At 54.6% G+C, this 14788-nt stretch carries 13 protein-coding genes and 5 tRNA genes; 15 read left to right on the forward strand and 3 right to left on the reverse strand.

From position 1 onward, the window contains the following. Positions 1–914, forward strand: a 914-nt coding sequence (locus DOU50_RS04030; RefSeq protein WP_148768869.1) for a molybdopterin dinucleotide binding domain-containing protein, incomplete at its 5' end; no start/stop codon positions are given. Here DOU50_RS04030 and DOU50_RS04035 read toward each other — a convergent pair. Together DOU50_RS04035 and tag are read right to left on the reverse strand one after the other, a co-directional pair. Further along, on the reverse strand, positions 877–1323 hold the full coding sequence (locus tag DOU50_RS04035) for an N-acetyltransferase (RefSeq protein ID WP_024909082.1): 447 nt from the start codon (positions 1321–1323) through the stop codon (positions 877–879). The two genes, DOU50_RS04030 and DOU50_RS04035, sit on opposite strands and share 38 nt — an antisense overlap. Then, positions 1301–1882, reverse strand: a complete 582-nt coding sequence (gene tag / locus DOU50_RS04040) for a DNA-3-methyladenine glycosylase I (RefSeq protein WP_032650807.1) — start codon at positions 1880–1882, stop codon at positions 1301–1303. Before tag ends, DOU50_RS04035 begins: the two co-directional genes overlap by 23 nt. 162 nt (positions 1883–2044) lie before the next feature. Here tag and DOU50_RS04045 point away from each other — a divergent pair, with 162 nt between their 5' ends. The 9 genes from DOU50_RS04045 to dppF all read left to right on the forward strand — a co-directional run bounded on the left by DOU50_RS04045 (position 2045) and on the right by dppF (position 12623). Next, positions 2045–2743, forward strand: a complete 699-nt coding sequence (locus DOU50_RS04045; protein WP_148768870.1) for an autotransporter domain-containing protein — start codon at positions 2045–2047, stop codon at positions 2741–2743. A 238-nt stretch (positions 2744–2981) separates the two neighbouring features. Continuing rightward, positions 2982–4184, forward strand: a complete 1203-nt coding sequence (locus DOU50_RS04050) for an MFS transporter (RefSeq protein ID WP_048991769.1) — start codon at positions 2982–2984, stop codon at positions 4182–4184. Between the two features lie 254 nt (positions 4185–4438). After that, entirely contained in the window at positions 4439–6130 is a 1692-nt protein-coding gene (eptB, locus tag DOU50_RS04055) for a kdo(2)-lipid A phosphoethanolamine 7''-transferase (protein WP_024909086.1), read from the forward strand. Between the two features lie 91 nt (positions 6131–6221). After that, positions 6222–6298, forward strand: a tRNA-Pro gene (locus tag DOU50_RS04060). A gap of 620 nt (positions 6299–6918) precedes the next feature. Further along, positions 6919–8526 (forward strand): dipeptide ABC transporter periplasmic-binding protein DppA, encoded by a 1608-nt coding sequence (gene dppA / locus DOU50_RS04065; RefSeq protein ID WP_023334096.1) that lies wholly within the window; start codon positions 6919–6921, stop codon positions 8524–8526. Positions 8527–8687: 161 nt separating this feature from the next. Further along, positions 8688–9707, forward strand: a complete 1020-nt coding sequence (gene dppB / locus DOU50_RS04070) for a dipeptide ABC transporter permease DppB (RefSeq protein ID WP_024909087.1) — start codon at positions 8688–8690, stop codon at positions 9705–9707. A gap of 9 nt (positions 9708–9716) precedes the next feature. Then, entirely contained in the window at positions 9717–10619 is a 903-nt protein-coding gene (gene dppC, locus DOU50_RS04075) for a dipeptide ABC transporter permease DppC (RefSeq protein ID WP_024909088.1), read from the forward strand. A gap of 10 nt (positions 10620–10629) precedes the next feature. Next, entirely contained in the window at positions 10630–11613 is a 984-nt protein-coding gene (dppD, locus tag DOU50_RS04080; RefSeq protein ID WP_008502772.1) for a dipeptide ABC transporter ATP-binding protein, read from the forward strand. Continuing rightward, positions 11610–12623 carry a dipeptide ABC transporter ATP-binding subunit DppF gene (gene dppF / locus DOU50_RS04085; RefSeq protein ID WP_148768871.1) on the forward strand — a complete coding sequence of 338 codons (1014 nt, stop codon included), beginning with the start codon at positions 11610–11612 and terminating at the stop codon, positions 12621–12623. The genes dppD and dppF overlap by 4 nt, the downstream gene beginning before the upstream one ends. 43 nt (positions 12624–12666) lie before the next feature. On the opposite strand, the gene coaA is transcribed toward dppF, so the two are convergent. Then, positions 12667–13617: a type I pantothenate kinase gene (coaA, locus tag DOU50_RS04090; protein WP_021242480.1), complete on the reverse strand. Its 951-nt coding sequence runs from the start codon at positions 13615–13617 to the stop codon at positions 12667–12669. A gap of 317 nt (positions 13618–13934) precedes the next feature. On the opposite strand from coaA, the gene DOU50_RS04095 reads away from it, so the two are divergent. From DOU50_RS04095 to DOU50_RS04115, 5 genes are all read left to right on the forward strand, one after another. Further along, positions 13935–14010, forward strand: a tRNA-Thr gene (locus tag DOU50_RS04095). Positions 14011–14018: 8 nt separating this feature from the next. Next, positions 14019–14103: transfer RNA gene (locus DOU50_RS04100), tRNA-Tyr, on the forward strand. A gap of 117 nt (positions 14104–14220) precedes the next feature. Then, positions 14221–14295 (forward strand) — tRNA-Gly (locus DOU50_RS04105). Between the two features lie 6 nt (positions 14296–14301). Further along, a tRNA-Thr gene (locus DOU50_RS04110) sits at positions 14302–14377 on the forward strand. A gap of 118 nt (positions 14378–14495) precedes the next feature. Further along, on the forward strand, positions 14496–14788 hold a 293-nt coding region (locus DOU50_RS04115), incomplete at its 3' end, for a GTP-binding protein (protein WP_038878821.1).

Below are 14788 nucleotides of genomic sequence, written 5' to 3' on the forward strand. Positions count from 1 at the left end.
CGTTTGAGCGTAACGATCTCACCATGACCGGCGACTACAGCAACCAGCATATGGTCCCGATGAAGCGCATAGTGGCCCCGCGAGATGAAGCACGTGATGATTTTGACGTGTTTGCTGAACTGAGCGAGCTGTGGGAAGCGGGCGGTCGCGCGCGTTTTACCGAAGGGAAAAGCGATCTGCAATGGCTGGAGACCTTCTACCAGATTGCCGGACAGCGCGGCGCGGCGCAGGGCGTGACGCTTCCGCCCTTTGCTGAGTTCTGGGAGGCGAACCAGATCGTCGAGATGCCGGAGAGTGAACAGAACGCGAAGTTTGTCCGTTTTGCCGATTTCCGCCGCGACCCCGAGAACCACCCGCTGAAAACCGAGAGCGGAAAGATTGTGATCCACAGCGAGCGCATCGCCAGCTTTGGTTATGCCGACTGCCCGCCACACCCTATGTGGCTTGAGCCGGACGAGTGGCACGGTAATGCCCGGCCGGAGCAGCTGCAGGTGTTGTCAGCGCATCCCGCGCACCGTCTGCACAGCCAGCTTAACTATACCTCCCTGCGCGAGCAGTATGCGGTCGCCGGGCGAGAGCCGATCACGCTGAATACCCTCGATGCGCAGGCCCGCGGGATTGCGGACGGCGACGTGGTGCGCGTCTGGAACTCGCGTGGGCAGGTGCTGGCAGGGGCGGTGGTGAGCGACGGGATTAAACAGGGCGTGATCTGCATTCATCAGGGCGCATGGCCTGACCTTGATCTCGCCGAAGGTGGTATCTGTAAAAACGGGGCGGTTAACGTGCTGACCAAAGATCTCCCCAGCTCGAAGCTGGGGAACGGTTGCGCAGGGAATACGACCCTGGCCTGGGTCGAGAAATATCAGGGGCCCGCGCTTACCTTAACGGCGTTTGATCCGCCTGCCAGCTCATGATCCACGTCGGGTGCTGGGTGTCATCCTGCCAGGCGCTGTCTTCAATGCGAAAGCCCTGCGCATGGTAGAAATTCACCGCCCGAACATTTTTCTGGTACACCTCCAGGCTTAAGTGCGGAAAGCGCTGTTGAACATAGTTCAGCAGCGCGCGCCCGATGCCTTTCCCGATGCATGACGGTGCGACAAACAGCGCGCCGACAAACTGAGACTGCATCACGCTGATAAATCCGCAAGGTTTGCCATCCTGTTCCCAGACCCAGGTTTCGGCTGACGGCAGGTAAACATCCCGCACCATGGCCTCGTTCTCTTTCCAGTAACCCGGCTCGATAAACGGATGTGCTTCCGTGGTGCTTTCAAGCCAGAGGCTCAGAAGCGGCGCGGTATTTTCACTTTGCCATTTGCGGATCATGATGGCCTCCCGGATGACAGAAGCAGCCGGTAACGTGGTCGTTGACCAGGCCACAGGCCTGCATAAAGGCGTAGCAGATGGTGGAGCCGACAAACTTAAAGCCGCGTTTTTTCAGGGCCTTCGAGAGCGCATCCGAGGCCGGAGTGGAGGCCGGGATGTCCGCGAGCGTGGCGGCCTGGGTAACCTGCGGATCGTTGTTCACAAACGTCCAGACAAAATCTGAAAATGATTCGCCGTTTTGCTCCATCGCCAGATAAGCGCGTGCGTTACCGATGATGGCCTGGATCTTACCGCGATGGCGGATGATGCCGGCATCCTGCACCAGTCGCTCAACGTCCTCATCGGTCATCGCAGCGACGGCGACAGGATCGAACTGGTGAAAGGCGTTGCGATAGTTTTCGCGTTTTTTCAATACCGTAATCCACGATAACCCCGCCTGCTGGCCCTCCAGGCAGATCATCTCAAAGAGTTTTTTGCCATCCGTTTCCGGCACGCCCCATTCCCGATCGTGATAGTCGATATAAAGCTGATCCTGGCTCACCCAACCGCAACGTTCCATCCGTCATCTCCCTTATTGATACTGATTTCGCAAAAATTTCGTTCTGACTGGCTTGACGTGTTTACTATAAAGACAATAGTTAATACAGGGCTATATGCTCTCTAAAGTCTTCCTGAATAACGACAAATATCGCCGAATTCGGCTCTCTCTGGGGTCGCGTTGATGATGATAAAAAAAATCAGTGGTCGCCATGCTGCTTCTGGCCTGGTGGGAATTTCAGCCTGCCTGTTTTTTTGTAATACGGCGTCTGCCTGGCAACAGGAATATATCGTTTCAGACGCCCAAAATAATATGGCGGAACGCTATACATGGGACGCGGATCACCAACCGCGTTATGAGGATATTCTTGCGGAGCGTATCCAGTCTTCGCAAAACGCGCCAGGTCTTGCCCTGAATATTCCGTCAGGCAGCACCACGGAGGGGGCGATGAGCGTGGGCTGGAATTTTCCGGTTTCAGCGCGTATCACCACCGGGCCGGTAGTGGCGTGGCGGTACGATGGCACGGCTCCGATGATGATCAACGAGTTTGGTGATAGCGCGTCGACGCAGGCGCTCACCGACCCGCTCTGGCATGCCAGCGTCAGCACGCTGGGGTGGCGTGTGAATACCCAGTACGGCGATCTCCGTCCCTGGGCGCAGATCAGCTATAACCAGCAGTTTGGTGAAAACCAGTGGAAATCGCAGTTTGGCATGCCGCAAACGCCGGCCCCTGCCCAAAACGGTAGCTGGATGGATGTCACCGTGGGAACGGATATTCCATTCAATACGCACATGGCGGCGTATGCGTCGCTGGCTCAGGGGGAACACACCTCCACCGGTGAGGAGTTTTTATACACCCTTGGCGTCAGCGCAAATTTCTAGAGTTGTTACTTTTTTAAACGTTACGATAACATCTCGAATACAACAACCACGGGCTTTACAGCGATAGCAGATACTAACACGCTATCGCTTTATTCCCATGCCAGGTCATTCATTCCCGATTCCAGGCATTTCATTCCGTTCCGCCTGCATTTCATGCCGTTTTACCCCAGGCATATTAAGGTTTTGTTTATCGTTGTCCTCAGCGAACTTCCTTAATTTCTCTTGCAGGACAACTGCCATGAACACACCAACTTATAACCGCACGCGCTGGCTCACGCTCTTTGGTACCATCGTCACCCAGTTTGCGCTGGGGTCGGTCTATACCTGGAGCCTGTTTAACAGCGCGCTTTCCGACAAGCTCGGCGCCCCGGTCAGCCAGGTCGCGTTCTCCTTTGGTCTGCTGAGCCTGGGTCTGGCGATTTCGTCTTCCGTCGCGGGCAAGCTGCAGGAGCGTTTTGGCGTGAAGCGCGTGACCATGGCGTCCGGCATTCTGCTGGGGCTGGGCTTTTTCCTGACGGCGCATTCCAGCAACCTGATGATGCTGTGGCTGAGCGCCGGCGTGCTGGTGGGGCTGGCCGATGGCGCGGGGTACCTGCTTACGCTGTCAAACTGCGTGAAGTGGTTCCCGGAACGTAAAGGCTTAATCTCCGCGTTTGCCATTGGTTCTTACGGTTTGGGCAGCCTCGGGTTCAAATTTATCGACGCCCACCTGCTGGCGTCCGTTGGCCTCGAAAAAACCTTTATGATCTGGGGCGCAATTGTTCTGGTGATGATTCTGTTCGGCTCCACGCTGATGAAAGATGCGCCGCAGCAGGAGGTTAAATCCGTAAACGGCGTGGTGGAGAACGACTTTACCCTCGCGCAGTCCATGCGTAAGCCACAGTACTGGATGCTGGCGGTGATGTTCCTGACGGCCTGCATGAGCGGTCTGTATGTCATCGGCGTGGCGAAAGATATCGCGCAGGGGATGGTGAAACTGGATGCCGCTACGGCGGCCAACGCGGTGACCGTGATCTCCATTGCTAACCTCTCGGGTCGTCTGGTCCTCGGTATTCTGTCTGACAAAATTGCCCGCATCCGCGTGATTACGATTGGGCAGGTGGTCTCGCTGGTCGGTATGGCGGCGCTGCTGTTCGCTCCGCTGAATGAAGCCACCTTCTTCGCGGCGATTGCCTGCGTGGCCTTTAACTTCGGCGGCACCATCACCGTCTTCCCGTCACTGGTGAGCGAGTTCTTTGGCCTGAATAATCTGGCGAAAAACTACGGCGTTATCTATCTGGGCTTCGGGATCGGCAGTATCTGCGGCTCGCTGATTGCCTCCCTCTTCGGCGGGTTCTACGTGACCTTCTGCGTGATATTTGCCTTGCTGATTATCTCGCTGGCGCTCTCGACCACGATTCGTCAGCCGCAGCGCGAAGTGTTCAAAGAGGTGCATGCTTAATGACGATGAAAAAGGCCGGTTATCCGGCCTTTTTCTTGTGTGAAAACTGATGATCTGGCTAAACCGTCTCGTTCTTAATTTTTTGTAAATATCTGTACCGATCACACACTCTGCTGCCACTTTTTCTTTTCCCTGTGGTCTACTTACCACGCGGGTAGACGTTTCCGATAACGACTTCTTAAGCGATTCTTTAACCTATTCATTTTTAAAACAAAAATGATCGGTGATTTCGTCCCTTTTTCCGGGTAGTTTGCATGAAATACATTAAATCGATGGCACAACAAAAGCTCTGCTTTTTGCTGGCGTTGTACATCGGCCTGTTTATGAATGGCGCAGTTTTCATCCGTCGGTTTGACGGTTACGCGCATGATTTTACCGTCTGGAAAGGAATTGCAGCGGTTGTCGAATTGGTCGCTGCTGTACTGGTCACCTTCTTTTTATTCCGTATTCTTACCCTGTTTGGCCGTCGCGTGTGGCGAGTGCTGGCTACGTTTATCGTGCTGTGTTCGGCGGGTGCCAGCTATTACATGACCTTTATGAACGTGGTGATTGGCTACGGCATTATTGCCTCAGTGATGACCACGGATATCGACCTCTCTAAAGAGGTTGTAGGGCTGCACTTTATTCTCTGGCTGGTAGCCGTCAGTGCCTTACCGCTGCTGCTCATCTGGAGCAACCGTTGCCGGTACACGCTAGTGCACCAGATTCGCACGCCAGGCAAACGTTTCAGAAGCGTCGCGATAGTCCTGCTGGCCGGTTTGATGGTCTGGGGACCAATTCGTCTGCTGGAAGTGAAGCAAAAGCATGATGAGCGTACCTCAGGCGTGGATATGCCAAGCTACGGCGGTGTAGTGGCGAACTCGTATTTACCGTCTAACTGGATTTCCGCGCTGGGGCTGTATGCGTGGGCGCAGGTGGATGAATCTTCCGGTAACAAATCGCTGATGAACCCGGTGAAGAAGTTTACCTACGTCGCACCAAAAGATATCGACGATACCTATGTCGTCTTTATTATCGGAGAAACCACGCGCTGGGATCATATGGGTATTCTTGGCTATAACCGTGATACCACGCCGAAACTGGCGCAGGAGAAAAACCTGATTGCCTACCGTGGCTATTCTTGTGATACCGCCACCAAGCTCTCACTGCGCTGTATGTTTGTGCGCGAGGGCGGGGCGAGCGACAACCCGCAGCGTACGCTGAAAGAGCAAAACGTCTTCTCGGTGCTGCATCAGCTTGGGTTCACGTCTGCCCTCTATGCGATGCAGAGCGAAATGTGGTTCTACAGCAATACCATGGCGCAGAACATTGCATACCGTGAGCAGATCGGTGCAGAGCCGCGTAACCGTGGCAAATCTGTAGATGACATGCTGCTGATTGATGAGATGAAACTGTCCCTGAGCGATAATCCTGATGGTAAGCATCTGATTATCCTTCATACCAAAGGGTCGCACTTTAACTACACCCAACGTTACCCGCGTAACTTTGCCAAATGGAAGCCTGAGTGCGTCGGGGTGGATAAAGACTGTACCAAAGCGCAGCTGATCAACTCCTACGACAACTCCGTACTGTATGTGGATCACTTTATTGATTCGGTGATTGACCAGGTACGCGATAAGAAAGCGATTGTGTTCTATGCGGCGGACCACGGTGAATCCATCAATGAGTATGAGCATCTGCACGGTACGCCGCGCAAGATGGCACCGCCGGAGCAGTTCCGTGTACCGATGATGGTGTGGATGTCTGACAAGTATCTGGAAGACCCGGAGAAAGCGAAGATGTTTGCTCAGCTGAAGAAAGAGGCGGAGATGAAGGTGCCGCGTCGTCACGTTGAGCTGTACGACACCATTATGGGTTGTCTCGGCTATACCTCACCGAATGGTGGGATTAACGAAAACAACAACTGGTGCAAACTCCCTGATAACACCGCAAAAGCCGCGCAGTAGCTGCTCTGGCGAGAATATCGCCAGTTGAATGGCTTTTTGAAAATAAGGGATTGACGGGGGCGCACCTCAGCAGTAAGATGCGCTCCGCATTCGGCGAGTAGCGCAGCTTGGTAGCGCAACTGGTTTGGGACCAGTGGGTCGGAGGTTCGAATCCTCTCTCGCCGACCACATTCTGAAAAGGGCTAACCGCAAGGTTAGCCCTTTTTGCATTATGGCCTTATCTCGTCAGAGTATCCAAAACGCCCCTTAGACCTGCTTCCACCTACCTGTTAACGATTTTGTGACATAATCCATTGTATTTTTTTATATATAGATTGATCTTTTTTCGCGTTGCTTATGGATAACCTCAGCATTTTTCGCTGTGCGTTTTAACGTTCGCGGTATTTAGTGCTCAGATAATCACCATTCTGCAAGAAAATTTACCCATTCTGAATAAAAGTTAATCACTGATTGTGGCGAAATAGGGAGAGAGTTGTGCTGCAACATGGCGAGTAGCATAAATTTCCCTGCTGAAAACTGGCGTACATAGTTTTTTTAATCTTTGTTTGCGGTTTCTCACACTCAGCGTAAATCCCCGTCACCTGTATTGACGTTTTCACATTCTGTTGACAGATTGTAGGGCATGAGGGGCATTTCAGGGACGATCTGCGCTGCAACTCAAACGCTCTTCTGAAAGGATTCTCCATCCCTTTAAAGCCTTCGGGCATCACCGACCGGACCGGGTAAAAAATAAATAAAGGTCTGGCGGCGTAACACAACAAAGCAAAACATCACATTGGAGCAGAATAATGAGTATTTCCTTGAAGAAGTCAGGGATGCTGAAGCTTGGTCTGAGCCTGGTGGCTATGACCGTGGCAGCAAGCGTACAGGCAAAAACCCTGGTTTACTGTTCTGAAGGCTCGCCGGAAGGCTTTAACCCACAGCTCTTTACCTCTGGTACGACTTACGACGCAAGCTCTGTACCGATCTATAACCGTCTGGTTGAATTCAAAACCGGTACCACGGAAGTGATTCCGGGTCTGGCCGAGAAGTGGGACGTCAGCGAAGACGGTAAAACCTATACCTTCCACCTGCGCCAGGGCGTGAAGTGGCAGGACAGCAAAGAGTTCAAACCAACGCGCGACTTTAACGCCGACGACGTGGTGTTCTCCTTCGACCGTCAGAAAAACGCCCAGAACCCGTACCACAAAGTGTCTGGCGGCAGCTATGAATACTTCGAAGGGATGGGTCTGCCGGACCTGATCTCTGAAGTGAAAAAAGTGGACGATAATACCGTTCAGTTCGTGCTGACGCGTCCGGAAGCGCCGTTCCTGGCTGACCTGGCCATGGACTTCGCCTCAATCCTCTCTAAAGAGTATGCGGACAACATGCTCAAAGCCGGTACGCCGGAGAAAGTCGACCTGAACCCAATCGGTACCGGTCCATTCCAGCTGCTGCAGTACCAGAAAGATTCCCGCATTCTGTATAAAGCGTTCGAAGGCTACTGGGGCACCAAGCCGAAGATCGACCGCCTGGTCTTCTCCATCACGCCTGATGCGTCAGTGCGTTACGCAAAACTGCAGAAAAATGAATGCCAGGTGATGCCGTACCCGAACCCGGCTGACATCGCCCGCATGAAGCAGGACAAGAACATCAACCTGCTGGAGCAGGCTGGCCTGAACGTGGGCTATCTCTCCTTCAACACCGAGAAGAAACCGTTTGATGACGTGAAAGTGCGTCAGGCGCTGACCTACGCGGTGAACAAAGAAGCGATCATCAAGGCGGTTTACCAGGGTGCAGGCGTTGCAGCCAAAAACCTGATCCCACCAACCATGTGGGGCTATAACGACGACGTTAAAGACTACAGCTACGATCCTGAGAAAGCGAAAGCGCTGCTGAAAGAAGCGGGCCAGGATAAAGGCTTCACCGTTGAGCTGTGGGCGATGCCGGTACAGCGTCCGTACAACCCGAACGCACGCCGTATGGCAGAAATGGTTCAGGCTGACTGGGCTAAGATTGGCGTTCAGGCCAAGATTGTGACCTACGAGTGGGGCGAGTACCTGAAGCGCGCCAAAGCGGGTGAGCACCAGGCAGTCATGATGGGCTGGACCGGTGATAACGGGGATCCGGACAACTTCTTCGCCACCCTGTTCAGCTGCGCGGCGGCAAAAGACGGTTCTAACTACTCTCGCTGGTGCTACAAGCCGTTTGAAGACCTGATCCAGCCGGCGCGTGCGACCGACGATCACAACAAACGTATTGAACTGTACAAGCAGGCTCAGGTTGTTATGCACGATCAGGCTCCGGCGCTGATTGTTGCTCACTCCACCGTGTACGAGCCAGTGCGTAAAGAAGTGAAGGGCTACGTGGTTGATCCACTGGGCAAACACCACTTCGAAAACGTATCTGTTGAATAATAAGTAGGGTGTTCTCCCTCTCCCTCTGGGAGAGGGCAGGGGTGAGGGGCGTGCATGCATTCCCTCACCCTAACCCTCTCCCTAAGGGAGAGGGAATTTACATTTGTGAGCAATACAGACGTCACGACACTGGTCGTGCGTCATCAGAGAGAATCCGGGTTATGTTGCAGTTCATCCTCCGACGTCTGGGACTTGTTATCCCCACGTTTATCGGTATCACCCTTCTCACTTTTGCCTTCGTCCATATGATCCCCGGCGACCCGGTAATGATTATGGCGGGCGAGCGTGGTATTTCCCCTGAGCGCCATGCACAGCTGCTGGCGGAACTCGGTCTCGATAAGCCGATGTGGCAGCAGTACCTCCACTATATATGGGGCGTGTTGCACGGTGATTTAGGGATTTCGCTGAAAAGCCGTCTTCCGGTGTGGGACGAGTTCGTGCCGCGTTTTAAAGCGACACTGGAGCTTGGCGTCTGCGCCATGATTTTCGCCACTGCGGTGGGTATTCCTGTCGGGGTACTGGCTGCCGTCAAGCGTGGCTCTATTTTCGACCATACCGCCGTGGGCCTGGCGCTGACCGGCTACTCCATGCCTATCTTCTGGTGGGGCATGATGCTGATCATGCTGGTCTCGGTGCAGCTTAACCTGACACCGGTCTCCGGGCGCGTCAGCGATATGGTTTTCCTGGATGACACCAACCCGCTCACCGGCTTTATGCTGATTGATACGGCTATCTGGGGTGAAGAGGGCAACTTCATGGATGCCGTCGCGCATATGATCCTGCCTGCCATGGTGCTGGGCACCATTCCTCTGGCGGTGATCGTGCGTATGACCCGTTCATCGATGCTGGAAGTGCTGGGCGAGGATTACATCCGCACCGCCCGCGCCAAGGGCCTGACGCGTATGCGCGTCATTATCGTCCATGCGCTGCGTAACGCCATGCTGCCGGTTGTGACCGTTATCGGTCTCCAGGTGGGGACGTTGCTGGCGGGGGCGATTCTGACCGAAACCATCTTCTCATGGCCGGGCCTGGGACGCTGGCTGATTGACGCGCTGCAGCGCCGTGATTATCCGGTAGTGCAGGGCGGTGTACTGCTGGTCGCGACGATGATTATCCTCGTCAACCTGCTGGTCGATTTGCTGTACGGCGTGGTGAACCCGCGTATTCGTCATAAGAAGTAAGGGGCCATCATGTCACAGGTTTCTGAAAACAAAGTTGTTGCTGCACCGGTTCCGATGACGCCGATGCAGGAGTTCTGGCACTACTTCAAGCGCAACAAAGGCGCGGTGGTAGGGCTGGTGTATGTCGCAATCATGATCCTGATTGCGGTGTTTGCAAACGTGCTTGCGCCGTATAACCCGGCGGATCAGTTCCGCGATGCGCTGCTTGCGCCACCTGCGTGGCAGGATGGCGGCAGCCTGGCGCACCTGCTGGGTACCGATGATGTGGGGCGCGATGTGCTGTCCCGTCTCATGTACGGCGCGCGTCTGTCGCTGCTGGTCGGCTGCCTGGTTGTTGTGCTGTCGCTGATCATGGGCGTCGTACTCGGCCTGGTTGCCGGCTACTTCGGCGGCATCGTTGATAACATCATCATGCGTATCGTCGACATCATGCTGGCGCTGCCAAGCCTGCTGCTGGCGCTGGTGCTGGTGGCGATCTTCGGCCCGTCGATCGGTAACGCCGCGCTGGCGCTGACCTTCGTGGCGCTTCCTCACTACGTGCGTTTAACCCGCGCGGCGGTGCTGGTGGAAGTGAACCGCGATTACGTCACCGCGTCTCGCGTGGCGGGTGCCGGTGCGATGCGCCAGATGTTCGTTAATATCTTCCCTAACTGCCTTGCGCCGCTGATTGTTCAGGCGTCGCTCGGTTTCTCTAACGCCATTCTTGATATGGCCGCTCTTGGCTTCCTGGGCATGGGTGCGCAGCCGCCAACACCGGAGTGGGGCACCATGCTCTCCGACGTGTTGCAGTTCGCACAAAGCGCCTGGTGGGTTGTCACCTTCCCGGGTCTGGCAATCCTGCTGACGGTGCTGGCATTTAACCTGATGGGTGATGGCCTGCGTGATGCGCTTGATCCCAAACTGAAGCAGTAAGAGGCACGAGATGGCGTTATTAAATGTAGATAAATTATCGGTGCACTTTGGCGACGAAGGCACTCCGTTTCGCGCCGTGGACCGCATCAGCTACAGCGTAAATCAGGGCGAAGTGGTTGGTATCGTCGGGGAGTCCGGTTCAGGTAAGTCAGTGAGCTCACTGGCGATCATGGGGCTGATTGATTACCCGGGCCGCGTGATGGCGGAAAACCTGCAGTTCAACGGTCAGGACCTGAAGCGCATTTCTGAAAAACAGCGCCGCCAGCTGGTGGGCGCGGAAGTGGCGATGATTTTCCAGGATCCGATGACCAGCCTGAACCCATGCTACACCGTCGGTTTCCAGATTATGGAAGCGATTAAGGTGCATCAGGGCGGGAATAAGAAAACCCGTCGTCAGCGCGCGATCGATCTGCTCAACCAGGTGGGTATTCCTGACCCGGCTTCGCGTCTGGACGTTTACCCGCACCAGCTCTCAGGCGGGATGAGCCAGCGCGTGATGATCGCGATGGCGATTGCATGTCGACCAAAACTGCTGATTGCGGATGAACCGACGACGGCGCTGGATGTGACCATCCAGGCACAGATCATCGAGCTGCTGCTGGAGCTGCAGCAGAAAGAGAATATGGCGCTGGTGCTGATTACGCACGATCTGGCGCTGGTGGCCGAAGCCGCGCACAAAATCATCGTGATGTATGCCGGCCAGGTGGTCGAGACCGGAAATTCGCACGATATCTTCCGCGCGCCGCGTCACCCGTATACCCAGGCGCTTTTACGCGCGCTGCCGGAGTTTGCTCAGGATAAAGCGCGTCTGGCGTCGCTGCCGGGTGTGGTGCCGGGTAAATATGACCGTCCGCAGGGCTGTCTGCTCAATCCGCGCTGTCCGTATGCGACGGACAAATGCCGGGCAGAAGAGCCAGAGCTGAACCAGCTTGCTGACGGTCGTCAGTCGAAATGCCACTACCCACTCGATGATGCCGGGAGGCCAACACTATGAGTACGCAACAGGCCACCACGCAACAACCGCTGTTGCAGGCCATCGAACTGAAAAAATACTACCCGGTGAAGAAGGGATTGTTTGCCCCTGAACGCCTGGTGAAAGCGCTGGACGGCGTCTCTTTTAACCTTGAACGCGGTAAAACGCTGGCGGTGGTGGGGGAGTCAGGCTGCGGCAAATCCACGCTGGGTCGTCTGCTGACGATGATTGAAGTGCCGACTGGCGGGGAGCTCTATTATCAGGGCCAGGATCTGCTCAAGCACGATCCGCAGGCGCAGAAGCTGCGCCGCCAGAAAATCCAGATTGTGTTCCAGAACCCGTATGGTTCTTTGAACCCGCGTAAAAAAGTGGGACAGATTCTGGAAGAGCCGCTGCTGATCAACAGTAATCTGAGCAAGGAGCAGCGCCGCGAAAAAGCGCTGGCGATGATGGCGAAGGTCGGCCTCAAAACCGAGCATTACGATCGCTATCCGCACATGTTCTCCGGCGGCCAGCGTCAGCGTATCGCGATTGCTCGCGGGCTGATGCTCGATCCGGACGTGGTGATTGCCGATGAGCCGGTCTCCGCGCTCGACGTATCCGTACGTGCGCAGGTGCTGAACCTGATGATGGATCTCCAGCAGGAGCTGGGGCTATCTTACGTGTTCATCTCCCACGACCTGTCGGTGGTGGAGCATATTGCTGATGAGGTAATGGTGATGTACCTGGGGCGCTGCGTGGAGAAGGGGACCAAAGACCAGATCTTTAATAACCCTCGCCATCCGTACACCCAGGCGCTGCTGTCTGCGACGCCGCGTCTGAACCCGGACGATCGTCGCGAGCGTATTAAGCTGACGGGCGAACTGCCAAGTCCGCTGAATCCACCGCCGGGATGTGCATTCAACGCCCGCTGCAGCCGTCGTTTTGGCCCCTGCACCCAGCTACAGCCGCAGCTGAAGGATTATGGCGGCCAACTGGTTGCCTGCTTTGCGGTCGATCAGGATGAAAATGGCGAGAAGCCACAGGCATAACGAAAAAACCGGCGCTAAGCCGGTTTTTTTTATGTCTGCTTGATTATTTCCGCAGGCGAATCTGGTCGACGGCGTGCTTCTCGCTCTTGGTGAGGATCAGGCTCGCGCGCTCGCGCGTCGGCAGGATGTTCTCTTTGAGGTTCACGTAGTTGATCTCATTCCACAGCCCCGTTGCCACATTGATCGCTTCTTCTTCAGAAAGCTGGGCGTAATGGTGGAAATAGGAGTCCGGGTCGGTGAACGCCCCTTCGCGGAACTTCAGGAAGCGGTTGATGTACCAGTTCTGCAGCAGGTCTTCCGGCGCATCGACATAGATAGAGAAATCGACGAAATCCGAGACGAAGACGTGATGCGGATCGTGAGGATAGTCCATCCCGCTTTGCAGTACGTTCAGACCTTCCAGAATCAGGATGTCCGGCTGGACCACCGTTTTATCCCCACCCGGGATGCGATCGTAGATCAGATGCGAATAGACTGGCGCAGTGACGTGCGGTACGCCGGATTTCAGGTCAGAGACAAATTTCACCAGACGATGCATATCATAAGAGAGCGGGAAGCCCTTCTTCTTCATCAGCCCGCGTTCTTTTAACACTTCGTTCGGGTGCAGGAAGCCGTCGGTGGTGATCAGCTCCACGCTGCGGTGTTCTGGCCAGCGGCTCAACAGCGCCTGCAGGACACGCGCGGTGGTACTTTTACCCACGGCCACGCTGCCTGCGATACTAATGATATAAGGAATGCGTTGACCGTTCGTCCCGAGAAACTGCTCCAGCACAGCCTGGCGGCGCAGGTTCGAGCTGATATAGAAGTTAAGCAAGCGAGAGAGGGGGAGATAAATTTCTGCCACCTCTTCCAGGGACAGATCTTCGTTTATCCCTTTTAACCGTGCGATTTCACCTTCCGTCAGCGTCATAGGGACGGAATCACGCAGGGCAGCCCACTGGCTGCGGTTAAAGTGAAGATAAGGCGTCATTAACGTTTGCTCTTTTTTGCTCATAAGCATGCTTCAGTGAGCCAGCGCTATACTGCCGGATCGTGGCTCATCACACAGTTAATTTTGGACAATGGGCAGGAGGTTAACACCAGATGGCAGGAATAATAAGAAAAAAGATGGATAACGCTGCGTTACGCGGAAGCCGTCACGCTATGGTGTATACGGTGTAAATCACGCGTGCATGTTGATTATTTGACCCGTAATGTCTACTTTTACAGCGCTTAGCGCTTCGTTCGCATAAAATGTGAGCGAAAGAACGTTTTATGCAAATTTTTAGTTGCATGACCGCGCAGGTATCCATAGAATGCGCGCTACTTGATGCCGACTTAGCTCAGTAGGTAGAGCAACTGACTTGTAATCAGTAGGTCACCAGTTCGATTCCGGTAGTCGGCACCATCAAGTCCGGTGGGGTTCCCGAGCGGCCAAAGGGAGCAGACTGTAAATCTGCCGTCACAGACTTCGAAGGTTCGAATCCTTCCCCCACCACCACTTTCTGGCAGCGTAAATGCCGCCGGAGCTGGTTGGAAAAATTAGCCAGCTCAAACTGAAAAAGAGAGAAATCTCTTTTTTTGTTACAGAAAGAACTGGGTAGCCGAGTTTCAGGATGCGGGCATCGTATAATGGCTATTACCTCAGCCTTCCAAGCTGATGATGCGGGTTCGATTCCCGCTGCCCGCTCCAATACGTGCTGATATGGCTCAGTTGGTAGAGCGCACCCTTGGTAAGGGTGAGGTCCCCAGTTCGACTCTGGGTATCAGCACCACTTCACTTCTCCTTCCCGTTTCTCTCTGTTTCAATTTTACTGTATTCAACAATTCAGGCATTTCGCCTGGTTGATGTGGTGATATCACCGATTTATCCGTGTCTTAGAGGGACAATCGATGTCTAAAGAAAAGTTTGAACGTACAAAACCGCACGTTAACGTCGGTACTATCGGCCACGTTGACCATGGTAAAACAACGCTGACCGCTGCAATCACTACCGTTCTGGCAAAAACCTACGGTGGTTCTGCTCGCGCATTCGACCAGATCGATAACGCACCAGAAGAAAAAGCTCGTGGTATCACCATCAACACCTCTCACGTTGAGTACGACACCCCGACTCGCCACTACGCACACGTAGACTGCCCAGGCCACGCCGACTATGTTAAAAACATGATCACCGGTGCTGCGCA

The organism is Enterobacter sp. C6 (assembly GCF_008122455.1).
Taxonomy (GTDB): domain Bacteria; phylum Pseudomonadota; class Gammaproteobacteria; order Enterobacterales; family Enterobacteriaceae; genus Enterobacter; species Enterobacter pseudoroggenkampii.

Coding starts and splice junctions, on each gene's coding strand:
- coaA (WP_021242480.1), bottom strand. CDS start 13,617: ATGAGCAAAAAAGAGCAAACGTTAATGACGCCTTATCTTCACTTTAAC.
- tag (WP_032650807.1), bottom strand. CDS start 1,882: ATGGAACGTTGCGGTTGGGTGAGCCAGGATCAGCTTTATATCGACTAT.
- DOU50_RS04035 (WP_024909082.1), bottom strand. CDS start 1,323: ATGATCCGCAAATGGCAAAGTGAAAATACCGCGCCGCTTCTGAGCCTC.
- DOU50_RS04045 (WP_148768870.1), top strand. CDS start 2,045: ATGATGATAAAAAAAATCAGTGGTCGCCATGCTGCTTCTGGCCTGGTG.
- dppF (WP_148768871.1), top strand. CDS start 11,610: ATGAGTACGCAACAGGCCACCACGCAACAACCGCTGTTGCAGGCCATC.
- DOU50_RS04050 (WP_048991769.1), top strand. CDS start 2,982: ATGAACACACCAACTTATAACCGCACGCGCTGGCTCACGCTCTTTGGT.
- dppC (WP_024909088.1), top strand. CDS start 9,717: ATGTCACAGGTTTCTGAAAACAAAGTTGTTGCTGCACCGGTTCCGATG.
- dppA (WP_023334096.1), top strand. CDS start 6,919: ATGAGTATTTCCTTGAAGAAGTCAGGGATGCTGAAGCTTGGTCTGAGC.
- dppB (WP_024909087.1), top strand. CDS start 8,688: ATGTTGCAGTTCATCCTCCGACGTCTGGGACTTGTTATCCCCACGTTT.
- eptB (WP_024909086.1), top strand. CDS start 4,439: ATGAAATACATTAAATCGATGGCACAACAAAAGCTCTGCTTTTTGCTG.
- dppD (WP_008502772.1), top strand. CDS start 10,630: ATGGCGTTATTAAATGTAGATAAATTATCGGTGCACTTTGGCGACGAA.